The sequence below is a fragment of the Nocardia sp. NPDC059228 genome, from assembly GCF_042754245.1.
In the GTDB taxonomy this organism is placed as follows: Bacteria; Actinomycetota; Actinomycetes; order Mycobacteriales; family Mycobacteriaceae; genus Nocardia.
On sequence record NZ_JBHZAL010000015.1, the window covers coordinates 169505 to 189407 of the forward strand.

At 71.1% G+C, this 19903-nt stretch carries 19 protein-coding genes; 8 read left to right on the forward strand and 11 right to left on the reverse strand.

Annotated features, from left to right (window positions below):
• Positions 1-13: 13 nt before the first annotated feature.
• The 4 genes from ACFXKA_RS23610 to ACFXKA_RS23625 all read right to left on the reverse strand — a co-directional run bounded on the left by ACFXKA_RS23610 (position 14) and on the right by ACFXKA_RS23625 (position 4216).
• A complete protein-coding gene (locus ACFXKA_RS23610; RefSeq protein ID WP_379428920.1) occupies positions 14-856 on the reverse strand; it encodes a heme ABC transporter ATP-binding protein in 843 nt (280 codons plus the stop codon).
• Entirely contained in the window at positions 853-1869 is a 1017-nt protein-coding gene (locus ACFXKA_RS23615) for a FecCD family ABC transporter permease (RefSeq protein WP_379428952.1), read from the reverse strand. Before ACFXKA_RS23615 ends, ACFXKA_RS23610 begins: the two co-directional genes overlap by 4 nt.
• A 329-nt stretch (positions 1870-2198) precedes the next feature.
• The gene (locus ACFXKA_RS23620; RefSeq protein ID WP_354832452.1) at positions 2199-3236 is read right to left on the reverse strand and encodes an ABC transporter substrate-binding protein; all 1038 of its coding nucleotides are present in this window, start codon (positions 3234-3236) and stop codon (positions 2199-2201) included.
• A gap of 20 nt (positions 3237-3256) precedes the next feature.
• On the reverse strand, positions 3257-4216 hold the full coding sequence (locus ACFXKA_RS23625) for an aldo/keto reductase (RefSeq protein ID WP_354832450.1): 960 nt from the start codon (positions 4214-4216) through the stop codon (positions 3257-3259).
• Between the two features lie 274 nt (positions 4217-4490).
• On the opposite strand from ACFXKA_RS23625, the gene ACFXKA_RS23630 reads away from it, so the two are divergent.
• The 6 genes from ACFXKA_RS23630 to ACFXKA_RS23655 all read left to right on the forward strand — a co-directional run bounded on the left by ACFXKA_RS23630 (position 4491) and on the right by ACFXKA_RS23655 (position 10192).
• Positions 4491-5441, forward strand: coding sequence for an undecaprenyl-diphosphate phosphatase (locus ACFXKA_RS23630; RefSeq protein WP_379428922.1), 951 nt, complete (start codon positions 4491-4493; stop codon positions 5439-5441).
• 16 nt (positions 5442-5457) lie between these two features.
• Positions 5458-6192 (forward strand): histidine phosphatase family protein, encoded by a 735-nt coding sequence (locus ACFXKA_RS23635; protein ID WP_354832446.1) that lies wholly within the window; start codon positions 5458-5460, stop codon positions 6190-6192.
• Between the two features lie 26 nt (positions 6193-6218).
• Complete coding sequence (locus ACFXKA_RS23640; protein ID WP_354832444.1) at positions 6219-6803, forward strand: DUF3090 domain-containing protein; 585 nt, start codon at positions 6219-6221, stop codon at positions 6801-6803.
• Positions 6787-7584, forward strand: a complete 798-nt coding sequence (locus tag ACFXKA_RS23645) for an SCO1664 family protein (protein WP_379428923.1) — start codon at positions 6787-6789, stop codon at positions 7582-7584. Before ACFXKA_RS23640 ends, ACFXKA_RS23645 begins: the two co-directional genes overlap by 17 nt.
• A gap of 158 nt (positions 7585-7742) precedes the next feature.
• Positions 7743-8981 carry a cysteine--1-D-myo-inosityl 2-amino-2-deoxy-alpha-D-glucopyranoside ligase gene (gene mshC / locus ACFXKA_RS23650; protein WP_379428924.1) on the forward strand — a complete coding sequence of 413 codons (1239 nt, stop codon included), beginning with the start codon at positions 7743-7745 and terminating at the stop codon, positions 8979-8981.
• Positions 8982-9310: 329 nt separating this feature from the next.
• Positions 9311-10192 carry a GNAT family N-acetyltransferase gene (locus tag ACFXKA_RS23655; protein ID WP_379428925.1) on the forward strand — a complete coding sequence of 294 codons (882 nt, stop codon included), beginning with the start codon at positions 9311-9313 and terminating at the stop codon, positions 10190-10192.
• 10 nt (positions 10193-10202) lie between these two features.
• Here ACFXKA_RS23655 and ACFXKA_RS23660 read toward each other — a convergent pair whose 3' ends face one another.
• Entirely contained in the window at positions 10203-10676 is a 474-nt protein-coding gene (locus ACFXKA_RS23660) for an SRPBCC family protein (protein ID WP_379428926.1), read from the reverse strand.
• Complete coding sequence (locus ACFXKA_RS23665; RefSeq protein ID WP_379428927.1) at positions 10673-11008, reverse strand: ArsR/SmtB family transcription factor; 336 nt, start codon at positions 11006-11008, stop codon at positions 10673-10675. Before ACFXKA_RS23665 ends, ACFXKA_RS23660 begins: the two co-directional genes overlap by 4 nt.
• A 155-nt stretch (positions 11009-11163) precedes the next feature.
• Here ACFXKA_RS23665 and ACFXKA_RS23670 point away from each other — a divergent pair, with 155 nt between their 5' ends.
• Both ACFXKA_RS23670 and ACFXKA_RS23675 read left to right on the forward strand, forming a co-directional pair.
• The gene (locus ACFXKA_RS23670) at positions 11164-14331 is read left to right on the forward strand and encodes a crotonase/enoyl-CoA hydratase family protein (protein ID WP_379428928.1); all 3168 of its coding nucleotides are present in this window, start codon (positions 11164-11166) and stop codon (positions 14329-14331) included.
• 127 nt (positions 14332-14458) lie between these two features.
• Entirely contained in the window at positions 14459-15367 is a 909-nt protein-coding gene (locus ACFXKA_RS23675; RefSeq protein ID WP_379428929.1) for an alpha/beta fold hydrolase, read from the forward strand.
• Between the two features lie 123 nt (positions 15368-15490).
• Here ACFXKA_RS23675 and ACFXKA_RS23680 read toward each other — a convergent pair whose 3' ends face one another.
• The 5 genes from ACFXKA_RS23680 to ACFXKA_RS23700 form a co-directional block, all read right to left on the reverse strand.
• Positions 15491-16144 (reverse strand): enoyl-CoA hydratase-related protein, encoded by a 654-nt coding sequence (locus ACFXKA_RS23680; RefSeq protein WP_379428930.1) that lies wholly within the window; start codon positions 16142-16144, stop codon positions 15491-15493.
• 13 nt (positions 16145-16157) lie between these two features.
• Positions 16158-16769 (reverse strand): TetR/AcrR family transcriptional regulator, encoded by a 612-nt coding sequence (locus tag ACFXKA_RS23685; RefSeq protein WP_379428931.1) that lies wholly within the window; start codon positions 16767-16769, stop codon positions 16158-16160.
• Positions 16770-16949: 180 nt separating this feature from the next.
• Positions 16950-18749: a fatty acid--CoA ligase FadD11 gene (gene fadD11, locus ACFXKA_RS23690; RefSeq protein ID WP_379428932.1), complete on the reverse strand. Its 1800-nt coding sequence runs from the start codon at positions 18747-18749 to the stop codon at positions 16950-16952.
• Positions 18750-18831: 82 nt separating this feature from the next.
• Complete coding sequence (locus ACFXKA_RS23695) at positions 18832-18975, reverse strand: hypothetical protein (protein ID WP_379428933.1); 144 nt, start codon at positions 18973-18975, stop codon at positions 18832-18834.
• 313 nt (positions 18976-19288) lie between these two features.
• Positions 19289-19870, reverse strand: a complete 582-nt coding sequence (locus ACFXKA_RS23700; protein ID WP_379428934.1) for a TetR/AcrR family transcriptional regulator — start codon at positions 19868-19870, stop codon at positions 19289-19291.
• Between the last annotated feature and the right edge of the window lie 33 nt (positions 19871-19903).

Below are 19903 nucleotides of genomic sequence, written 5' to 3' on the forward strand. Positions count from 1 at the left end.
GGCTTTCGGCGAATCAGCCGCGGACGGGCAGCACCAGTTGCGCGCCGGTCACCGGGTGGTCGAAGACGTCGACCGGGTGCTGGTAGACGCGGGAGAGCAGTTCCGGGGTGAGGATCTGGCGGGGCGGGCCGTCGGCGGCGATGCGCCCGGCTTCCAGGACGGCGACCCGGTCGGCGTAGGCGGCGGCGACACCGAGGTCGTGCAGCACGACCACAACGGCCGCGCCGGCGGTGGCACGCTCGCGCGCCAGGCGCAGCACCTGCTCCTGGTGGCCGAGATCGAGTGCGGCGGTGGGCTCGTCGAGCAGCAGGGTCGCGGTGTCCTGGGCCAGCACCCGGGCCAGGGCGACGCGGGCGCGTTCACCGCCGGACAGGGCCGGGAAGGGCCGCTCGGCGAAGCGTTCGACGTCGGTGGCGGCCATGGCGGCGGCGATCGCCTCGTTGTCGTGGTCCTGGCGGTCGGTGCGTGCCCACGGGGAGCGTCCCATGGCCACGACTTCGCGTGCGCGGAACGGGAATCCGACGGTGTGCGATTGCGGCAGCACCGCGCGCCGGCGCGCCATGTCCAGGTGGGACCAGTGGGTCAGGGCGTGCCCGTCGAGTTCGACACTGCCGCCGGAGAGTTCGAGTTCCCCGGCGAGGGCGGCCAGCAGTGTGGACTTCCCGGCGCCGTTGGGTCCGACCAGCGCCACGATCTGCCCGGCGATCACCGGGAAGTCGATGCCCTCGAGGACCGTGCGGTCGCCGCGCTTGGCGCTGACGTTGCGGGCGCGCAAGGTGACCGCGCCCGGTTCCGGTGTCTCCGGCAGTGCGGGGGTACGCCCGAAAATCGTTGCCAGCTCGCGCAGGCCGCTCATGCCCAGCCTCCCGATCGTGCCCGGGTGCGGCGCAGCAGCCAGAAGAAGAACGGCCCGCCGACCAGCGAGGTGATCATGCCCAGCGGCAGGTCCGCGTTGTGGACCAGGGCACGGGCGCCGATGTCGGCGGCGACGAGCACCGCCGCGCCGAGGATCGCCGACAGCGGAATCAGCACCCGGTGTCCGGGCCCGACGAGCATGCGCACCAGGTGCGGCACGATCAATCCGACGAACAGGATGATGCCGGTGAACGCGACGCCGGCGGTGGCGAGCACCGCGACGACGACGAGGATGTTGCGCCGCAACCGTTCCACGTCGACCCCGAGGTGGCGGGCCGCGGATTCACCGAGGGCGAGCAGGTCCAGGCGCGGGGCCATCCAGATCGCGGCCGCGATGCCCAGCAGGGTCAGCGGCCACACCACGTTGACCGCCTGCCAGCTCGCCCCGTTGAGACTGCCCATCTGCCAGAACACCAGCTGATCGCGGGCCGCTGGGGACGCCTTGAACAGCAGGAACGAGATGACGCCGCCGGCGAAGGCGTTGATGGCGACGCCGGTGAGGATCAAGGTCACCACTTCGGTGCGCCCGCCCGAGCGCGAGAGCAGATACACCAGCAGGGTGGTGCCCAGCCCGGCGACGAACGCGCCCGCCGCCACCGACCAGGCCGCGGTGAACGCGCCGCCGACCACGATGACCGCACCCGCCCCGACCGCCGCGCCCGCGGACACGCCGATGACGCCGGGTTCGGCCAGCGGGTTGGCGAACACGCCCTGCAGCAGCGCGCCCGCGGTGGCCAGGGCCGCGCCCACGAGCACCGCGAGTACGACGCGCGGGAACCGTACTTCCCACAACGTCACGTTGCCGGCGGGATGGTGGGGCAGCGGGCCCCAGTCGAGCCCGATGCGGTGGAACACGCTGCCCGCGACCTCGGCGGGGCTGGTCGGCACCTGGCCGATGGCCGCGGAGATCAGGGCCAGCACCACCAGCCCGGCCAGGGCAGCGGCGAAGATCAGCGTGGTGCGCGGGCGGCTGCGCCGACCGGCCGGAGCCGGATCGACACTCGCCGGCAAACGATGTGCGGCAACCGATTCCGTCTCCGAATCGGCGATCTCGACTGCCCCGCGCCCGCTGGCCGCGCGACCGGACTCCACGGCGGCAGCCGGGTTCGCCCGCTCGGACATCGCCCGATCGGTCTCGTCGCGCTTACCGGTGGGCGAGGTCGTCTCGTGTGCCCTGGCCCGGTTCGCCGCGCGGTCCACGGCCGGATCGGTCCCGTCGCCGTCCGGTGTGGCGGCAGCGCCGGGCGGGCGGGCGGGATCGGGTCGCGGGGCTTGCGGGTCGGTCATGTGTTGCTCGTGCCGTAGACGGCCTTGACGAGGGCGGCCAGGACGCGGCCGGTGTCGGGGCCGAAGGACAGCAGGACGGCGTCGGACATGTCGACGACGCGGCGGTCACGTCCGGCGGGGGTCTGGGCGACGCCGGGGATCTTCTCGAGGCCGTCGATGCCGCCGACGGAGGCCAGGCCGTCGCTCATGAGCAGGAAGACGTCCGGGGCGGCGGCGATCATGGCTTCACTGGTGATGGGCAGGAAGTCCTGGGTGATGCCCGAGGCGGTGCCGGCGTCGATGCCGCCCAGGGCGGTGATGAGCGAGTCGGCGCCCGAGCCGGGTCCGGCGATCATGGTGATGGCGGTGCTGCGCAGGTACAGGAACGCGATCTTGGGCTTCGAATCCTGGTGCGGCACCGAGGCGGTGGCCGCGGAGATCTCGTCGCGGGTGCGCTGGGCCAGGGCCTTGCCGGCGTCGGGGACGCCGAGGGCGGCGGCGACGGCCTGGATCTGGGGGACGACGCCGTCCATGGTGCGTTGCGGGTCGAAGTAGACCACGGTGATGCCCAGTGCCTTGAGCTGCTCGCGCAGGGCGGCGGTGACGGCGGTGGTGTCGGTGAGGAATACCGTGGGCCGCAGTGCCGCAACCGATTCCACGCTCAGAGTGCCCGCGCCACTGGAGACGGTGGGCAGGTCCTCGACGGCGGGGAACGCCGCAGAGTTGGAGCGGCCGACCAGTTTTGACCGGAGGCCGAGCGCGACGACGGTCTGGGCCAGGGTGCCGTAGCGGTCGGCGGCGATGATGCGGCTGGTGTCGGTGACGGTGACGTCGCTGCCGTCGAAGGACTTCACGGTCGCGGGCAGCACCGGGGTGGGTTCGGGTCCGATCGCCACCGGGTTCAGGTCGCCGACGCTGGCGGTCACCGGGCCGTGGGCGCCGCCGGTGCCGGAGGTGCCGCTGCTGCAGGCGGTGACGCCCGCGACCAGGCCGATGCCGAGCAGCATGATCAGCAGCGTACGGGCCGCCGAGCGGGCATTCACGAGACACCTCATGCAGGTAAGGTTAGCCTTGCTCATTCTGTGCGTGCGCTCACGTCTCCCAGTGCGGCGGTGATGGCACGCGGCAGCTCGAGGGTTTCGGCGGCCAGAATCCCGGTGAGCTGCCCGATATCCCGCGCCCCGACCAGCATCGTCGCCACCGCGGGCTGATCGCGGATCCAGGCCAGCGCCACCGCCAGCGGTGAGGTGCCCAGCCCGTCGGCGGCGGTGACCACCGCGTCCACCACCCGCACCGCGCGATCGTCGAGGTGGGCGGTGATCTCGGCGGCGGTGGCCTCGTCGGCGCCGCGCGAGTCGGCGGGCACGCCGTCGCGGTATTTGCCGGTGAGGATGCCCCCGGCCAGGGGTGCGGTGGCGATCAGGCCGATGCCGTGATGCTGTGCGGCGGGCACGAATTCGTGCTCGACCCCGCGTGCGAGCAGCGAGTACTGGGTGGTCGCGGCGGTGATGGGCGCCGCGGCCGCCAGGGTGGCCAGCTGCCAGCCGTCGTAGCCGCGCGCGCCCGCGTAGCGCACCCGCCCCGAGCGCACCGCCCACGACAGGGTGTCGGCGATCTCCTCGAGGGGGGTGTGCGGGTCCCAGGCGGCGACGGTCCACAGGTCGAGGTGGTCGGTGCCGAGCTGGCGCAGGGTGTGGTCGAGCTGGCGCCGCATGGTGCGCCGGGAGGCGTCGACGGTCCAGCGCACGGCGGCGGGCGCTTCCGCGGCGGCATCGCTGAGTATCGGTGTGTATCCGGCACTTCCGGACAGCACGAGGTCCTCGCGCCCGATCTCGGAGAGCAGTTCGCCGAGAATGTGTTGCGCGGCGCCGTCCCCGTAGGCGGGGGAGGTGTCGACCAGGGTGCCGCCCGCTTCGACGAACGCCATCAGCTGGGCGGCCGCGTCCTCGGCGTCGGTTTCCCTGCCCCAGGTGTGGGTGGCCAGCCCGAGCCTCGAGACCCGCAGTCCGCTGCGGCCGACCGTCCGTTGTTCCATCACCGCGCTTGCACTTTCGTCACACGCGTCAGCCTAGGCCCACCTGTCGCATCTGCCGGGCTACGGCCCGCGGCGAGCGCGGCGGGTCGACGTCCGTACCGGGCAACTCCGCCCATTTCGCGCATGCATGTCCGAATTCGGACACCCGCCCGGTAGGGTCGCTGCGGTGTTGCGGCGCGGATGCGCCGGGGCGGTGGCGGTTCGGGCGCGATGTGGCGCCGAAATCCGCACCGGGAGCCGACGATTCGGGACTGGAGGGTGTGTGGGCGAGTCGATGACGTGGGTGCAGGCGCTGGTGCTGGGCCTGGTGCAGGGGCTGACGGAGTTTCTGCCGATCTCCTCCTCGGCGCATCTGCGGATCACCTCGGCGGTGTTCTTCGGTGACGATGCGGGCGCCTCGTTCACCGCGGTCACCCAGCTGGGCACCGAGGCGGCGGTGCTGGTGTACTTCGCCAAGGACATCTGGCGCATCCTGGTCGCCTGGTGCACCACGATGTGGTCGAAGGTGGCCGCGCCGCAACGGGTTTCGGTGCCGGTGTCCGAGCGTGCGACCACCCGGCTGCCGGTGCTGACCGAGGACGGGCGCTTCTCCTTCGGCCCCGATCCCGACGTGCAGCGCGAGCTGGACTATCGGATCGGCTGGTATGTGATCATCGCCACCGTCCCGATCGGGATTCTGGGTCTGCTGCTCAAGGACCAGATCCGCACCGGCGCACGGAATCTGTGGCTGGTGTCGATCATGCTGATCGTGTTCGCACTGGTGATCGCGGCCGCCGAGTACTACTCGGGCAAGGCCTACGGTCGCCGTCGCCGCCCGATCGAGCTGCTGACCACCCGCGACGGCCTGATCATGGGGCTGGCGCAGTGCCTGGCCCTCATCCCGGGCGTGTCGCGTTCGGGCGCGACCTCGTCGGCGGGCCTGTTCTGCGGGCTGACCCGGGAGGCGTCGGTGCGGTTCTCGTTCCTGCTGGCGATCCCGGCGGTGCTGGCCTCGGGCCTTTTCAGTCTTCCCGACGCGTTCGAACCCGCTGGTGAGGGCCTCAATGCGTCGGGTCCGCAGCTGCTGGTGGCGACCATCGTGTCCTTCGCGGTGGGGTATGCGTCGGTGGCGTGGCTGCTGAAGTTCGTGGCGCGGCACTCGCTGGACTGGTTCGTCGGTTACCGCATCCTGCTGGGGTTGACCGTGATGGTGCTGCTGACGACCGGCGTCGTGTCGGCGACGTAGCCAGTAGGCTGTCCCGGTGACGGTGATCCTGTTGCGGCACGGCGTGTCCACGTCGAATACCGCTCGCACCCTGGCCGGCCGCAGCGCGGGCGTCGATCTGACCGACCGCGGACGCGAACAGGCGCAGAGCCTGATGGAGCGGCTGGGATCACTGCCCATCGAACACATCGTGTGCTCGCCGCTGCTGCGCTGCCAGCGCACCGTCGCCCCCCTGGCCGACAAGCTCGGACTCGAACCCGAACCCGACGAACGCCTGCTCGAGGTCGACTACGGCGACTGGACCGGCAAGGCGCTGGCGGACCTGATGAGCGAGCCGTTGTGGAAGGTGGTGCAGCGCCACGCCTCGGCGGCGACCTTCCCCTCCGGAGAGTCCTTGGCACAGGTGCAGTTTCGGGCCGTGTCCGCTGTCCGCGAACGGGATCGGCAGTTCGCGGCCCGGCATGGTAGCGATGTGTTGTGGATTGCGTGCACGCACGGCGACGTCATCAAATCGGTGCTGGCCGACGCCTTCGGCATTCACCTCGACGGGTTCCAGCGCATCGTGGTGGAGCCGGCGTCGATCAGCGTCATCCGCTACACCCCGACCGCCCCGTACGTGTGGCGGGTCAACGACACCGGGACGGACCTGTCCGCGTTGGCGGCGATTTCACCGCGAACCGGCGGCGAATCGCGCTCGGGGCCGGTTCCCGGCGGAGAAACGGGTACCACCATCAGTACGGATAATGGGGTAGCGGAACGCCCCGATTCATAAGTGTGAGTGAACCGAATGGAGGTGCAATGGGCCGAGCAATCCATATCTTCCGCACCCCCGATCGTTTCGTCGCCGGCACCGTCGGCGAGCCGGGCGACCGCGCGTTCTACCTGCAGGCCGTGCAGGACCCGCGGGTGATCAGCGTGCTGCTGGAGAAGCAGCAGGTGAAGGTGCTCGCCGATCGGATGGGTCTGCTGCTGGACGAGGTGCAACGACGCTTCGGCACCACCGTGCCGCCGCAGGCCGCCGATGTGGCCGATACCGCGCCGTTGATCACCCCGATCGATGCCGAATTCCGGGTCGGCACCATGGGTTTGGGCTGGGACGCCGACGCGGGCGCGGTGGTGGTGGAGCTGCTGGCGATCACCGAGACCGAGGTGGACGAATCGGTGGTGCTCGACGACACCGAGGAGGGTCCCGACGCGGTGCGGGTGTTCCTGACCCCGGTACAGGCGCGCGAGTTCGCGCTGCGCTCGGCGCGCGTGATCGCCGCCGGGCGCCCGCCGTGCCCGCTGTGCGGGGAGCCGCTGTCGTCCAAGGGGCACATGTGCGTGCGCACCAACGGCTACAAGCGCGGCGACATCTTCGGCGGCAATGAACTCGAGGAATGACGGCGTGAGCGAGGATGGGCTGCGCACCGCCGAGCTGACGGTGATCGGGCAGGTCACCACCGCCAGCAATGTGACGCTCGTCTGCGAGACCGACGGCGCGGGGCTGCGGGTGGTGTACAAGCCGGTGCGCGGGGAGCGGCCGCTGTGGGATTTCCCCGACGGCACGCTGGCCGGGCGGGAGGTGGCCTCGTATCTGGTGTCGGAGGCGATCGGCTGGGGCGTGATCCCGGAAACCGTGTTGCGGGAGGGCCCTTTCGGGCCGGGCATGGTGCAGCGCTGGATCGAGACCGCCGAGGATGCCACGGGCCCGGATCTGGTGGATCTGTGCCCGGTGGATGCGGTGCCCGAGGGGTATCGGGAGGTGTTGCGGGCGCTGGATCCGGGTGGGCATCCGGTGTCGCTGGTGCACGCCGATGATCCGCGGCTGCATCGGATGGCGGTGCTGGATGTGCTGCTCAACAATGCCGACCGCAAGGGCGGGCACGCTCTCGTCGGGCTCGATGGGCGGGTCTACGGTGTCGATCACGGCATCTGCCTGCATCGCGACCCGAAGTTGCGCACGGTGTTGTGGGGCTGGGCCGGTGAGCCGATCGGTGACGAATTGCTCACCGACATCACGGTTTTCGTCAAGGCGCTGCCCGGTGAGCTGGGTGAGCGGCTGGCGGAGTTCCTCACCGACGCCGAGATCGAGGCGCTCGAGGCGCGCGGGCGGGCCCTGCTGGAGGAGCCGGTGATGCCGATGCCGGTGAGTCAGCGCCCGATTCCCTGGCCCGCGTTCTGACCCGGTCGGCGGCGACGTTCGCCTCGTCGTGATTGCAACTCTTGACACCCTCGCGCCCGCGACTAGGGTGCTGGTCGGCCAGGGCGGGCAGGTGTCGCACGGCACACCGGTGCGGGGGCGGCGGGGGTGGGGCGCGATCACAGCGTTAACCTCGATTCATGCAGTCCTGGTCCGATATCGCTGTCCCGACCGTTCCCGGATCCGGACCGGCGTTGCGGTTGTTCGACACCGCCGACAAGCAGGTGCGCCCGGTGACCCCCGGCGCCACCGCGACGATGTACGTGTGCGGCATCACCCCCTATGACGCGACCCATCTCGGGCACGCGGCCACCTATCTGACCTTCGACCTGGTCAACCGGTTGTGGCGCGACGGCGGGCACGAGGTGCACTACGTGCAGAACACCACCGATGTCGACGATCCGCTGTTCGAGCGCGCCCAGCGCGACGGCATCGACTGGCGTGAGCTCGGCACCCGGGAGATCAATCTGTTCCGTGAGGACATGGACGCGTTGCGGGTGATCCCGCCGCGCGACTACATCGGCGCGATCGAGTCGGTGCAGGAGGTCGTGGAGCTGGTCGACAAGCTGCTCGCCTCGGGTGCGGCGTATGTGGTCGATGATCCGGAGTACGCCGACATCTACTTCCGTCACGACGCGACCGAGCAGTTCGGGTACGAGTCCGGCTACGACCGGGCGACGATGGAGCGACTGTTCGCCGAGCGCGGCGGGGATCCGCAGCGGCCGGGCAAACGGGATCCGATCGACGCGCTGCTGTGGCGCGCGGAGCGGCCGGGTGAGCCGTCGTGGCCGGCGCCGTTCGGGGCGGGCCGTCCCGGCTGGCACATCGAGTGCGCGGCGATCGCGCTCAACCGCATCGGCACCGAGTTCGACGTGCAGGGCGGCGGCAGCGATCTGATCTATCCGCACCACGAGTATTCGGCCGCGCACGCCGAGGCGCTGGTGAAGGGACGCCGTTTCGCCCGCCACTACGTGCACGCGGGCCTGATCGGGCTCGACGGCGAGAAGATGTCGAAGTCGCGCGGCAATCTGGTGTTCGTGTCGAAGCTGCGCCGCGCGGGCACCGACCCGGCCGCGATCCGGCTGGGGTTGTTCGCGGGCCACTATCGCGCCGACCGGGAGTGGTCGGATGCGGTACTGGCCGAGGCGCTTTCGCGGCTGGAGCGGTGGCGGGCGGCGGTGGCGCTGGAGTCGGGTCCCGAGGCCGGTGACACGGTGGCGCGGGTGCGGCGGCATCTGGCCGACGATCTGGACACGCCGAAGGCGATCGCGGCGATCGACGCGTGGGCACAGCAGGCGCTGGCCTACGGCGGCCCCGCCACCGCGGCGCCGGGTCTGATCAAGGACACCGTCGACGCCCTGCTGGGTGTCGCGCTCTGAGCCGCACGAGGGCGTGAGTCGAACGCGGGGGGCCCGCAGGCGGGGCCGGCGGTGGGGGTTTGGGCCGAGGGGTGTTGGGAACGGTGGGGGGGGGCGGGGCGGCGGGTGGGGGGCACTGGGGGGCTGGAACGTGGGCGGGGCGCCGCGCCGGGGGGGGTGTGTCCACCGCGCGCGCCCGTATCGGGGCACCCGCGTTCGTGTTTCGGCCGGTCGGTATTCGGCAAGGTGTGCGGGGTCGGGCGGGCGGTTGGGGAGCAATGGGTCGACTGCTCGGTGCCGGGCCGACATGCCGGCGTGCGGGTGTCGTTGTCTGTGAGGAGGATGTGCCTGTGGTTGCCTCGGAGTCCGGTCGCGGCGAGTGGTCGCTGGCGGCGGCGCGTTTCGCGCGGGAGACCGATCGGGTGGTGGAGTGTGCGGCGTTCTACCGGGAGATCGTCGGACTGACCGAACTTTTCGTGTTCGAGGATCATGCCGGCTACAGCGGGTTCGTGTTCGGGCTGCCGGACGCGTCGGCGCAGCTGGAGCTGGTGCGCCGCGAAGGCGCGCCGCCACCGCCACCGCCGGGCCCCGAGCATGCGGTGGTGCTGTATCTGCGGTCGGGGTTCGCGCGGTTGCGGGCGCGGCTGGCCGATCATGGTGTGGCCGAGGTGGTTCCGGACAATCCGTATTGGGTAGCGGCGGGGGCGTTCGCGGTGCTGGATCCGGAGGGGTGGATGCTGATCGTGGTGCCGGAGGCGGCGCGCGAGGTGCGGATCGAGGAGTTCCTCGGTGATCGCGCCGAGATCGCGTGGTCGTTCCGGATGGCCGAGGATTCCGAGCAGGCGCTGGCCGGGTATATCGGCCGGGGACGGGTGTGGGTGGCGCGCAACGACTCCGGGGCGGTGGTCGGCCATATCCAGGCTGCGCCGGGGGCCGGGGAATCGACCTGGGAGATCGTCAATACCGCTGTGGCGGAACCGGTGCGGGGCACCGGGGTGGGCAGGCGGCTGATCGATCGGGTGGTGGCGGTGGCCACCGACGCCGGGGTGCGCCGGCTGGAGGTGGCCACCGCCACCGCCGATGTGGGCAATCTGCGGTTCTATCAGCGGTGCGGGTTCCGGATGACGCGGGTGGTGCCCGATGTGTTCACCGCCGCGGCCGGGTATGCGGAGGAGATCGTGGTGGACGGGATCCGGTTGCGGGATCAGGTGTGGTTCACCCGCCTGCTGTGAGGGTGCCCGCTCAGGCGGCGACGACCTTGGCGTAGTTGTCGCGCAGTGCGGGCCAGCCGTCCGGGGAGCCGACGGCGTCGCGCATGGATTCCCAGCCGGGGCCGTGGTTTTCGAAGCCGGAGTGCACCAGGGTGACGGCGGTGCGGCCGGGGTCGAGGGCGGTGAAGGTGACATCGACGCGGCTGGTGCGGGCCGGGTCGGATTCGGGTTTCCAGCTCAGGTCGATGTCCCAGGAGAAGGCGAAGTGGGTGTCGGGTGACCACTCCAGCACCCGGCCCCACGGGCATTCGGTGCCGTCGGCTTCGCGGCCGTAGAGGCGGCCGCCGACGTGGGGTTCGACGACGACTTCGGCCAGCGGGCCGGAGCCGATGTGGTGCTCGCGCGGCCACCAGGTGTCCATGCCGGTGGTGAAGACGCGGTAGGCCTTGTCGATGGGTGCGTCGACGGTGACGTCGACGGTGACGGTGTCGGTGTGCTGGGTCATGACTGCTCCTGGGTGTGGTCCTGCTGGGCGTGGCGGTTCACTTCGTCGCGAAAGGCCGACAGCGCGGTCGACCAGAAGTGGGTGAAGTACGCGCGCAGCGCGTCGATGCCGCTGGGGTCGAGCCGGTAGACGCGCCGGGTGCCGACGGCTTCGTCGCGGACCAGGCCGGCCTGTTTGAGCACCTTGAGGTGCTGGGAGACGGCGGGCCGGGACACGGGAAGCTCCTGGGCGAGTTCGCCGACCGCGCACGGGCCTCGGCCGAGGCGTTCGAAGATGGCTCGCCGGGTCGGGTCACCGAGGGCGTCGAGAGCGGCGCTTTGGTAAGTACCCACGAACCGTAATTCTACGCTTACACACACGCGGGTGGAAGGGGTGGTGGCGAATCCGGTTGGCGGGGGTGCGAAGTCGCCGTCGCCCTTCCCGCGGCCGGTCGGCGGCCGATACCGTGAGGGCCGGATGGTGTGGACCCTCAGCGAGGAGGTGGGCCGTGAGTGCGGTGCCGGGTTTCGAACGTTTGCGTGCGGTGGTCGGGCAGGGGCTCGATCGGAGTGCGTCGGTGCGTAAACAGTTGCGTGCGGGTGGGCAGCTGGTCGACAGTGTGCGCCGCGATCCGCGCATCGTGCGGGAGCTGATCGCCGGGTTGACCGGTCACGGCGGTACCGGCGAGGCGGCGGTCCCGGTCGAGCACGCGGTGCCGGCGGGGCTGGCGGACTACCCGCGCACCGCGCACGCCCATCACGATCTCGAGACCGGGCCGGCCGCGACGCTGGCGTATCTCGCTCAGCTGCAACGACTTCCGGAGTGGGTGGTGTTCCATGCGGGCTGGCGCGGGGAGGCGCCGGGGGCGGCGGCGGTGGGCGTGGAGTACACGCAGGTGGCCAAGTTCATGGGGATCCCGGCGGATGTGGCGTGGACGGTGACCGAGGTCGGCGACGCCGGGCTGGCGATGCGCGGGCGCGGGCCGCAGGGGCTGGGCCTGGGGTTGTGGATCACGGTGGCGCCCAACGGGTCCGGGTCGAGTGTGTACCTCGATGCGGGTCTGTCGGGGCAGCCGGTCGACGGGCCGCTGGGCGCGACGGTGGCCCGGGCGCTCGGTGACGCGCTGCGCGATTCCCTGGCGGCGCTGCCCGCGGCGGTGGCGGCCAAGTCGAGCTCGACGGAGCGGACGGCGCACAAGGCGGTGCGGCACCGGGCATCCGGGACGCTGCTGGCGCCGGGCACGCCGGTGCTGGTGGGCGTCGGGCAGGTGGTGCAGCGCACCCCCGACCCGTCCTACGGCGATCCCGCGCAGCTGGCGGTGCGGGCGTTGCGCGCCGCGGCCGCTGATGCCGGGGCGGGGGAAGCGCTGCTGGCGCAGGCGAATGCGGTGTTCGCGGTGTCGCCGACGTCGTGGCAGTACCGGGATCTGGGTGCGCTGGTGGCGCGCGCGGTGGGCGCGCGCGGGGCGGAGACGGTGCAGTCGAGCCCGTTCGGCGGTGACGGCGGGCAGCTGGTGCTCAACGAGGCGGCCGCGGCGATCGCGGCTGGCGACTACGACCTGGTGCTGGTGACCGGCGCCGAGGCCGGGGCCACGCAGGCGGCGGCGCAGCGCGCCGGAATCGAATTGGATTGGCCGGTACAGGATCCGGCGGTGGCGCCGACGCGCACGGTGGGGATCGACAAGGCGGCCAACAATGCGGCCGAGTCGGCGGCGGGGCTGCAGGCGCCGATCAATATGTACGCGCTGCTGGAGTCGGCCAATCGGGGGCGGCTGGGCCGTACTCCGGCCGAGCATGCGGCGGCGGTGGCCGAGATGTGGTCGCGGTTCTCGGCGGTGGCGGCGGCCAATCCGAATGCCTGGCAGCCGCAGGAGTTCCCGGCCCCCGAGATCGCGACGGTGACCGAGGCCAATCGCATGATCTCCGCGCCCTACACCAAACTCGAGTGCGCGAACCTGATGGTGGACATGGCTTCGGGCATCATCGTGGCCAGCGCGGCGGCCGCCGAGGCGGCGGGTATTCCGCAGGACAAGTGGGTGTTCCTGCACGCGGGCGCCTCGGGCACCGACGAGTGGTTCGTCAGTGAGCGCAGCGATTTGGCGGCGTCGCCCGCGATCCGCACGCTGGGTGCGGCGGTGCTCGACCATGCGGGCATCACCGCCGACGCGCTGGCCCATGTCGATCTGTATGCGTGTTTCCCGGTGGCGGTGCAGATCGCGGCCCGTGAGCTGGGGCTGCCGGTGGAGGATCCCAAGCGGCCGCTGTCGGTGACCGGGGGCCTGACCTTCGGTGGCGGGCCGGGCAACAATTACGGGGGTCACGCGGTGGCGACGCTGGTGCAGCGGTTGCGCGCCGAGCCGGAATCCTTCGGTCTGGCAACGTCTCTGGGCTGGTATCTGACCAAGCACGCCCTCGGCGTGTACTCGGCGACCCCGCCCCGGCAGAGCTACCGGCATCTGACCCCGGTCATCGAGCATCCCCCGGCCCGCCCGGCCCGCACCGGTTTCAGCGGCGAGGCCGTGGTGGAGGCCTACACGCTGCCCTACGGCCGCGACGGCCGTCCCGAGGCCGCGATCGTGAGCGTGCTGACCCCGCAGGGTGAGCGAGTCCTGGTGCGCTCCACCGATTCCGCCCTGCTCACCGCTCTCACCGACGACGACTGGCTGGGCCTGCCGGTGACCGTGGACGGCGACGCGATCGTCCCGAGGCCCGCGCAGGTCAGCGAAGCCGAGTCCAGCACAGGGGAATCCGATGCCGGCCCGGTGACCTCCGAGTCCGGCGCGGTGGAATCCGATGCCGTCGCCACCGATACCGGTGTATCCACTGACACTGCTGCGGATACGACGGTGGCGAAGACGCCTGGTCACGGGTTGAGCACCGCGGGTCTGCCCCGGGTCGCGTTGCCGCCGCCGCCGCCCGCGCCGGTGCTCATCGAGCGCCGCGGCCACGTCATGATCATCACCATCAACCGGCCCCGGGCGCGCAATGCGATCAACCTGGCCACCGCGCTGGGACTGGAACGCGCGATCGACGCCTACGAGGGCGACTCCAATGCGCGCATCGCGATTCTCACCGGTGCGGGCGGATATTTCAGTGCCGGTATGGATCTCAAGGCGGCCGCTCGTGGCGAGGTGCCGGTCACCGAGAAGCGCGGCATCCTCGGCATCGTCTCCCAGCCGCCGCGCAAGCCGCTCATCGCGGCGGTGGAGGGGCCCGCGCTGGCGGGCGGCTGCGAATTGGCGCTGGCCGCCGATCTCATTGTCGCGGCGAGTGATTCGACGTTCGGCATCCCGGAGGTCAAACGCGGCCTGGTCGCCGTCGGCGGTGGCGTGCTGCGCCTGTCGCAGCGCCTACCCCGGGCGATCGCCATGGAACTGGCTTTGACCGGTGACCCGATCACCGCGGCCCGGGCCGCCGAGATCGGTTTGATCAACGAGGTCGCCGCACCGGGCAAGGCGCTCGAGGCGGCGCTGGCGCTGGCGCAGCGGATCGCGGTGAACGCTCCGCTGAGTATCGATGCGAGCAAGCAGATCATCGAACAGGCCCCGGACTGGTCGGTGGCCGAGGCGTTCGGCAAGCAGGGTCGGGTCGCCGCGGCCGCCCTGTCGTCGCAGGACGCCGGGGAGGGTATGCGCGCGTTCGTGGAGAAACGTCCCCCGGTCTGGCAGGGCCGCTGACCGCGACAGCGGGTTCGGCTGGTAGCCGCCGGCGAACCCGCCGCCGGGTCGCGGCTTCGTGCCGTGGGGCCGAATGTGTTCAGGTGTCGAGGAATTCGACAGTCGACTCCAGTGAGAGGGTGTGTGCATGCCGTTCGATCATCCTGTTGCGCGCACGCTGACGTTGCGCCGTGACGGCCTGGAACTGTCCGCTCGTCACTTCGGCCCGGACGACGCGCCGCTGCTGATCCTGCTGCACGGGTTTCCGGATACGCCGCACACGTGGGACGGGTTGATCCCGCTGCTGGTCGAGGCCGGGTATCAGGTGCTGGCGCCGTGGTTGCGCGGCTATACGCCGGGGTCGGCGTCGCGGGCGGCGCGCTATGACCTGATGGCGGTGAGTGCGGATGTGGCGGCCTGGCATACGGAGCTGGGTGGGCCGCGCGCGCATCTGGTGGGACACGACTGGGGCGCGTTCGTGGCCATGATCCTGGCCAAACAGGATCCGCGGCGGTGGGAGTCGTTGACATTGCTGGCGATTCCGCCGTTCGGGGGCGGGGTGGCGCCGGGTATGTGGCGGCATCTGCCGCGGCAGCTGGTGTTGTCGTCCTACATTCCGGTCATGCAGTCGGGGCTGTCGCCGCGGTTGCTGACCCGCCGGGACGCAGGGTTCGTACGAGCGCTGTGGCGGCGGTGGTCGCCGGGGTGGGCGTTCACCGACGACGAGTTCGCGCCGGTGGCAGCCGTTTTCACCGATCCGGTGATGGCGTGGGCGGCCACGCGGTATTACCGGTCGCTGTTCACGGTGCAGCGCAGGGCGACTCGCGAATTCAGCGACATCCTGATGGCCGAGGCCGCCCCGCTGCCCACGCTCGCGCTGGCCGGGCTGCGCGATGGCTGCCTGTCGCCGGATCTGCAGCGGGTACTGGCAGAGCATGCACAGGTCCAGCACGCGCAATTGCCCGGCTGTGGGCATTTCCTGCAGGCCGAACGCCCGGATGCGGTCGCGGAGTTGCTGTTGCCGCATCTCCGGGGAGCCGGCGCGCATACCGGATAAGTCGGTGGCCGCCGTGGGGCCCGAATCCTGTGCCCCCGTGAGCCCATCGCAATGGAGTGCTCGTCGTGCGGCAACCGGATGCGGCCGGCGGTGTCGGTGGCCGGCCGCACCCGGTAGGCCAGGTCAGGCGTTGTTCAGGGCGGCGACGGCGTCGGCGAACATGGTGGCCTTGATGGCGCCGAGGGTGGCCGGGTCCTTGGCCCCGAGCGGGGCGAGCATCGCGAGCGCGGTGTCGGTGAGGGTGTCGAGGTCGGTGGTGGCGTCGACGATGTCGTGGGCGAGGGCGTCGGGGCCGCCGAAGCGGCGTCCGGTGGTCATGGACGCGATCGCGGTCTTGGGGGTGAGTTTGGCCTGGATGAGCGCGGCCATGCCGCGGGTGAAGGGGATGTGGATGTCGACTTCGGGCAAGCAGAAGTAGCCGCGGTCGGCGCGCATGACCCGGTAGTCGTGGGCGAGGGCGAGCATGGCGCCGGCGCCGAAGGCGTGCCCGGGCAGGGCGGCCGCGGTGGGCAGTTCGAAGGTGAGCACGCGGGCCAGCAGCGACTGCACCTGCGCCACATACCATTCGGCGCGTTCACCGTTGGCCGAGAGCCAGTCCAGGTCCAGGCCGTTGGAGTAGAACTTGCCCGAAGCGGTGGTGACCAGGGCGTGTGCGCCGTCGGCGACGGCGGTGTCGAGGTGCGCACCGATCTGGTCGAGGAATTCGGGTGAGAAGCGGTTCTCGTCGCCGCCGAGGTCCAGCACGGCGATCTTGTCGTGGTAGGTGAGTGTGGGCATGGGGTGTCCTTCCTCAGGTGGTTTTCGGTCGTGCGGGTGCGGGCCCGAGGTCGAGGACCGCGCGGACGGCGGCCCGGAGCTGCCCGCGGGCAAGGGGATTGGCGAGGCGGTCGCGGTCGAGCAGGATCGCTGTCGGCAGGTCGACCAGGCACAGGGTGAGGGTGTCGACGGCGGCGGCGTCGGCGCGGTCCCAGAGCCGGCGGGCGAGGGTCTTCATCAGCTCGACCAGGGTGGCCTGGGTGGCGGCGAGTTCGGCGCGGACGGGTTCGGGCAGGTCGTCGCCGAGCAGGTCGTCGCGGCGGACGGTGAAGAACAGCCGGGTCGACATGGGGTGGCGGGCGGCGAATTCCGCGGGCGCCTCGGCGGCGGCGATGACCGCTGCCACGCCGTCGCCGGCCTCGGCGACCATGGCGGCCTGGAGTGCGAGAAACCGGTGGGCGGCCCGGATCCAGGTGCGCCCCACCAGTTCCGCGCGTGACCCGAAGGTGTGGTACAGCGCTCCGTTGGAGACGCCGGTGGCGGCGGCGACCGCGCGGATGGTGACCGCGGCGGGCCCGGATCGCACGGCCAGGGCCTCGGCGGCATCGAGCACGAGGTCGGGGTCGTGGGTGCGGGGGCGGGGCATGCACCGACCATAACAGAGCAAGCGCTCTGTTATAAAGGGTCGGTTCCTTGCCGGCCCGTCCAGCGACGTGACCGGCGCGCGAGCGCCGCGCCGCCCGAGACTCCCCTCCCGCGGCGCGAACACGATCCGGCCGCCTCCGCGACGGGGTGCGGAGACGGCCGGATCGGATGCCGGTGCGGGTCAGGGTGTGGTGGGTTCGTGGACACCGTCGGCGAGGGCGGGGGTGTACATGCGGTCGATGTCGGCGGCGTATTTGCGGGCGATGGGTGTGCGGCGCAGTTTCATGGTGAGGGTGATCTCGTCGCCGCCGGGTTCCCAGAAGGTGGGCAGGATGGTGAAGCGTTTGATCTGTTCGACGCGTGAGAGTTTGGCGTTGCCGGCGGCGACGCCGCGCGCGATCTCGGCGATGACGCCCGGATCGGCGGCGAGGGCGGCCGCGGAGGCGTCGGGTAGCCGGTGCCGAGCGGCGTAGGGTGCGGCGGATTCGGCGTCGAGGACGACGAGGGCGGTGTTGTAGGCGCGGTTGTCGCCGATGGTGGCCAGGGCGCCGATGAGCGGGGTGGCGGCTTTGACGGTGTTCTCGATGTTGGCCGGGGACATGTTCTTTCCGGCGGAGTTGATGATGAGTTCCTTCTTGCGGTCGAGCACGCGCAGGTAGCCGTCGGCGTCGCAGGTGATGATGTCGCCGGTGGCCAGCCAGCCGTCCGGGTCGAGGGCCTCGGCGGTCTTCTGGGGTTCGTGCCGGTATTCGCGCATGACCAGGGGCCCGCGGACCAGGAACTCGCCGTCGTCGGCGATCTTGGATTCCAGTCCGGGCAGCAGCCGGCCGACGGTGCCCAGGCGGGCTTCGGCGGGCGGGGAGACGCTGACGATGCAGGTCAGTTCGGACATGCCCCACACCTCGGAGATGGGGATGCCCAGGCCGAAGAAGAATCCGAGGGTTTCCGGCGGGATCGGCGCGGCCCCCGACAGCGCCCATTTGAGTTGGTCCAGGCCGAGTTTGGCGCGCAGCGGCCCCAACACCGCGGCGTCGGCCTTGTCCCATTCGGCGGCCAGGTCGGTGTCGATCGGCTGCCCGGCCAGCTGGGCGGCGGCCTTGCGGGCGGCGACTTCGAGGCCCCAGGTGAGGGCGGCGCGGCGGGTGTGGTCGGTTTCGGCGGTGACCGAATATTCCACGGCCGCTTTGAGTTTCTCCCATACGCGCGGGACCGCGCCCCAGATGGTGGGGTGCACGTCGGCCAGGGCTGCGGGCAGCTGGGTGCGGTCGGGCACGACGGTGATCTGGGTGCCGAAGTATTCGTGCAGGTACAGGTTGGTGACCCGGTCGGCCATGTGCGCGGTCGGCAGGAACGAGGTGATGCGGTCGCCGAACTCGACGGGCATGACCGAGGCGTAGGCGCGGCATTCGAAGGCGAGGTTGGCGTGGGAGATCTCCACGCCCTTGGGGTTGCCGGTGGCGCCGGAGGTGTAGCAGAGGGTGACGATGTCGTCGGGCCGGATCGCCTGCCAGGTGGCGTCGAAGTCGAAATCGGTGCGCCCCAACTGTTTGAGCTGCGCGACGGTCAGCGTGCCGGGGGCGGGCTCATCGACGCACACGATGGTCTGCATGGGCACTCCGCAGGCGCGGATGCGGTCGACGTATTGGGCCTCGCACAGCACGACCCGGTTGCCGGCGTTGCTGAACACGTAGTGCAGCTGTTCGGCCGAGAGCGTGTTGTACACCGAGAACGAGGTGGCGCCGGTGTGCTGGGCGCCGACCTCGAGGGGGTAGAACTCGACGCGGTTGGCCATCATGAACGCCACCGTGTCCCCGCGCCCCACCCCCAGTGCGGCCAGCCCGGCGGCGACCTCGCGTACCTGGGTGGCATAGTCGGCCCAGGTCAGGGCGCGGGCGCCGCCGATATCGCGGACCGCGACCGCGCCGGGGTCGATCGCGGCGGTCGCCTGGAAGGCGGCGGGGGACGTATTCGGTTCGCTCATCACACTTCTCGTTCCACTCACCATCGAAGCCTTCTCAGACGGTAAGGGGCGGAGTGGGTGTCGCGGGCCCGAATGCGGCAGGTCAGCAGTCCCGGGTGGGCCGCAGCGCGACCACGATCTCGCTGACCTGCGCGACCGCGCCCACCGACCCGGTGGTGTCGCCGCCGATCTGCACCGATTTCAGTTCGGCGGGAGTGGGCGGGGTCTCGATCAGCAGCGCGTGCACGGTCTTGGCCGCCCTGGCGGGTACGCGACCGCCGAAAGACCTTTCCGCCCACCGAAATTCGCTCCGCTGGGCGACGACCGGGCCGGCTCACCGGGGTTGTTGCGGCGGGTCGCCACGAGGTGCAGGGTCGCCCCCGCGCGGCATCCATGGCGGCGAGTTCCGGTCCGCGCCGCCGACGGGCGCGACGATCGAGTCGGCGGAGAGGGGTTTCGTGCGGGTGACCCAGGCCAAGGTGGTCGAATTCAGGCCGCTGTTCGACTCGCTGACGCTGATGCTGGGTGTCGGTCTCGCCGAGAGGTGAGGCCGCGCCGGGTCATTCGGTGTCGGGGCGGGCGCCCAGGATGCCGTAGAGCAACAGGTCCTCGAGGGAGGTGGCGAATCCGTCCAGGTCGTCGATGTCGCGGATGCACATGGCGAACAGGGCGGCGCCGGCGATGGTGTCGAGCACGGTGTTCGGGTCCAGGCCCGGGCGTTCGGCGTCGCCGGGCAGGTAGTCGGCGAGTTCGTCGCGGGTGGGGGTGTCCAGGCGGGCGGACAGTTTCTCGTACAGGCCCGAGTCCTGGCGCATCTCGGCCATGAGTCCGGGCATGGCGGCGCGGGTTTCGGCCGATCCGAACAGCTGGATGGTGCCGCGGATGACCTTGCGGATCTCGGCGAGCAGATCGGGGGCGACGACCGCGGATCCGACGTCGGGGAACACGGCCTGGGCGATGAGGTGGGCCTTGGAGGGCCAGCGCCGGTAGATGGCGGGGCGGCTGACGCCGGCGCGGGCGGCGATGGCGTCGATGGAGGTGGCGCCGTAGCCCGCTTCGACGACGAGGGCGCGGGTGGCGTCGAGGACCGCGGTGTCCACCGCGGGGTCGCGGTGCGGGCCCAGCCGGTGGCGTGTGGTCACGGAAATCCGTCCTTGTCGCTGCGGGCAGGAGTC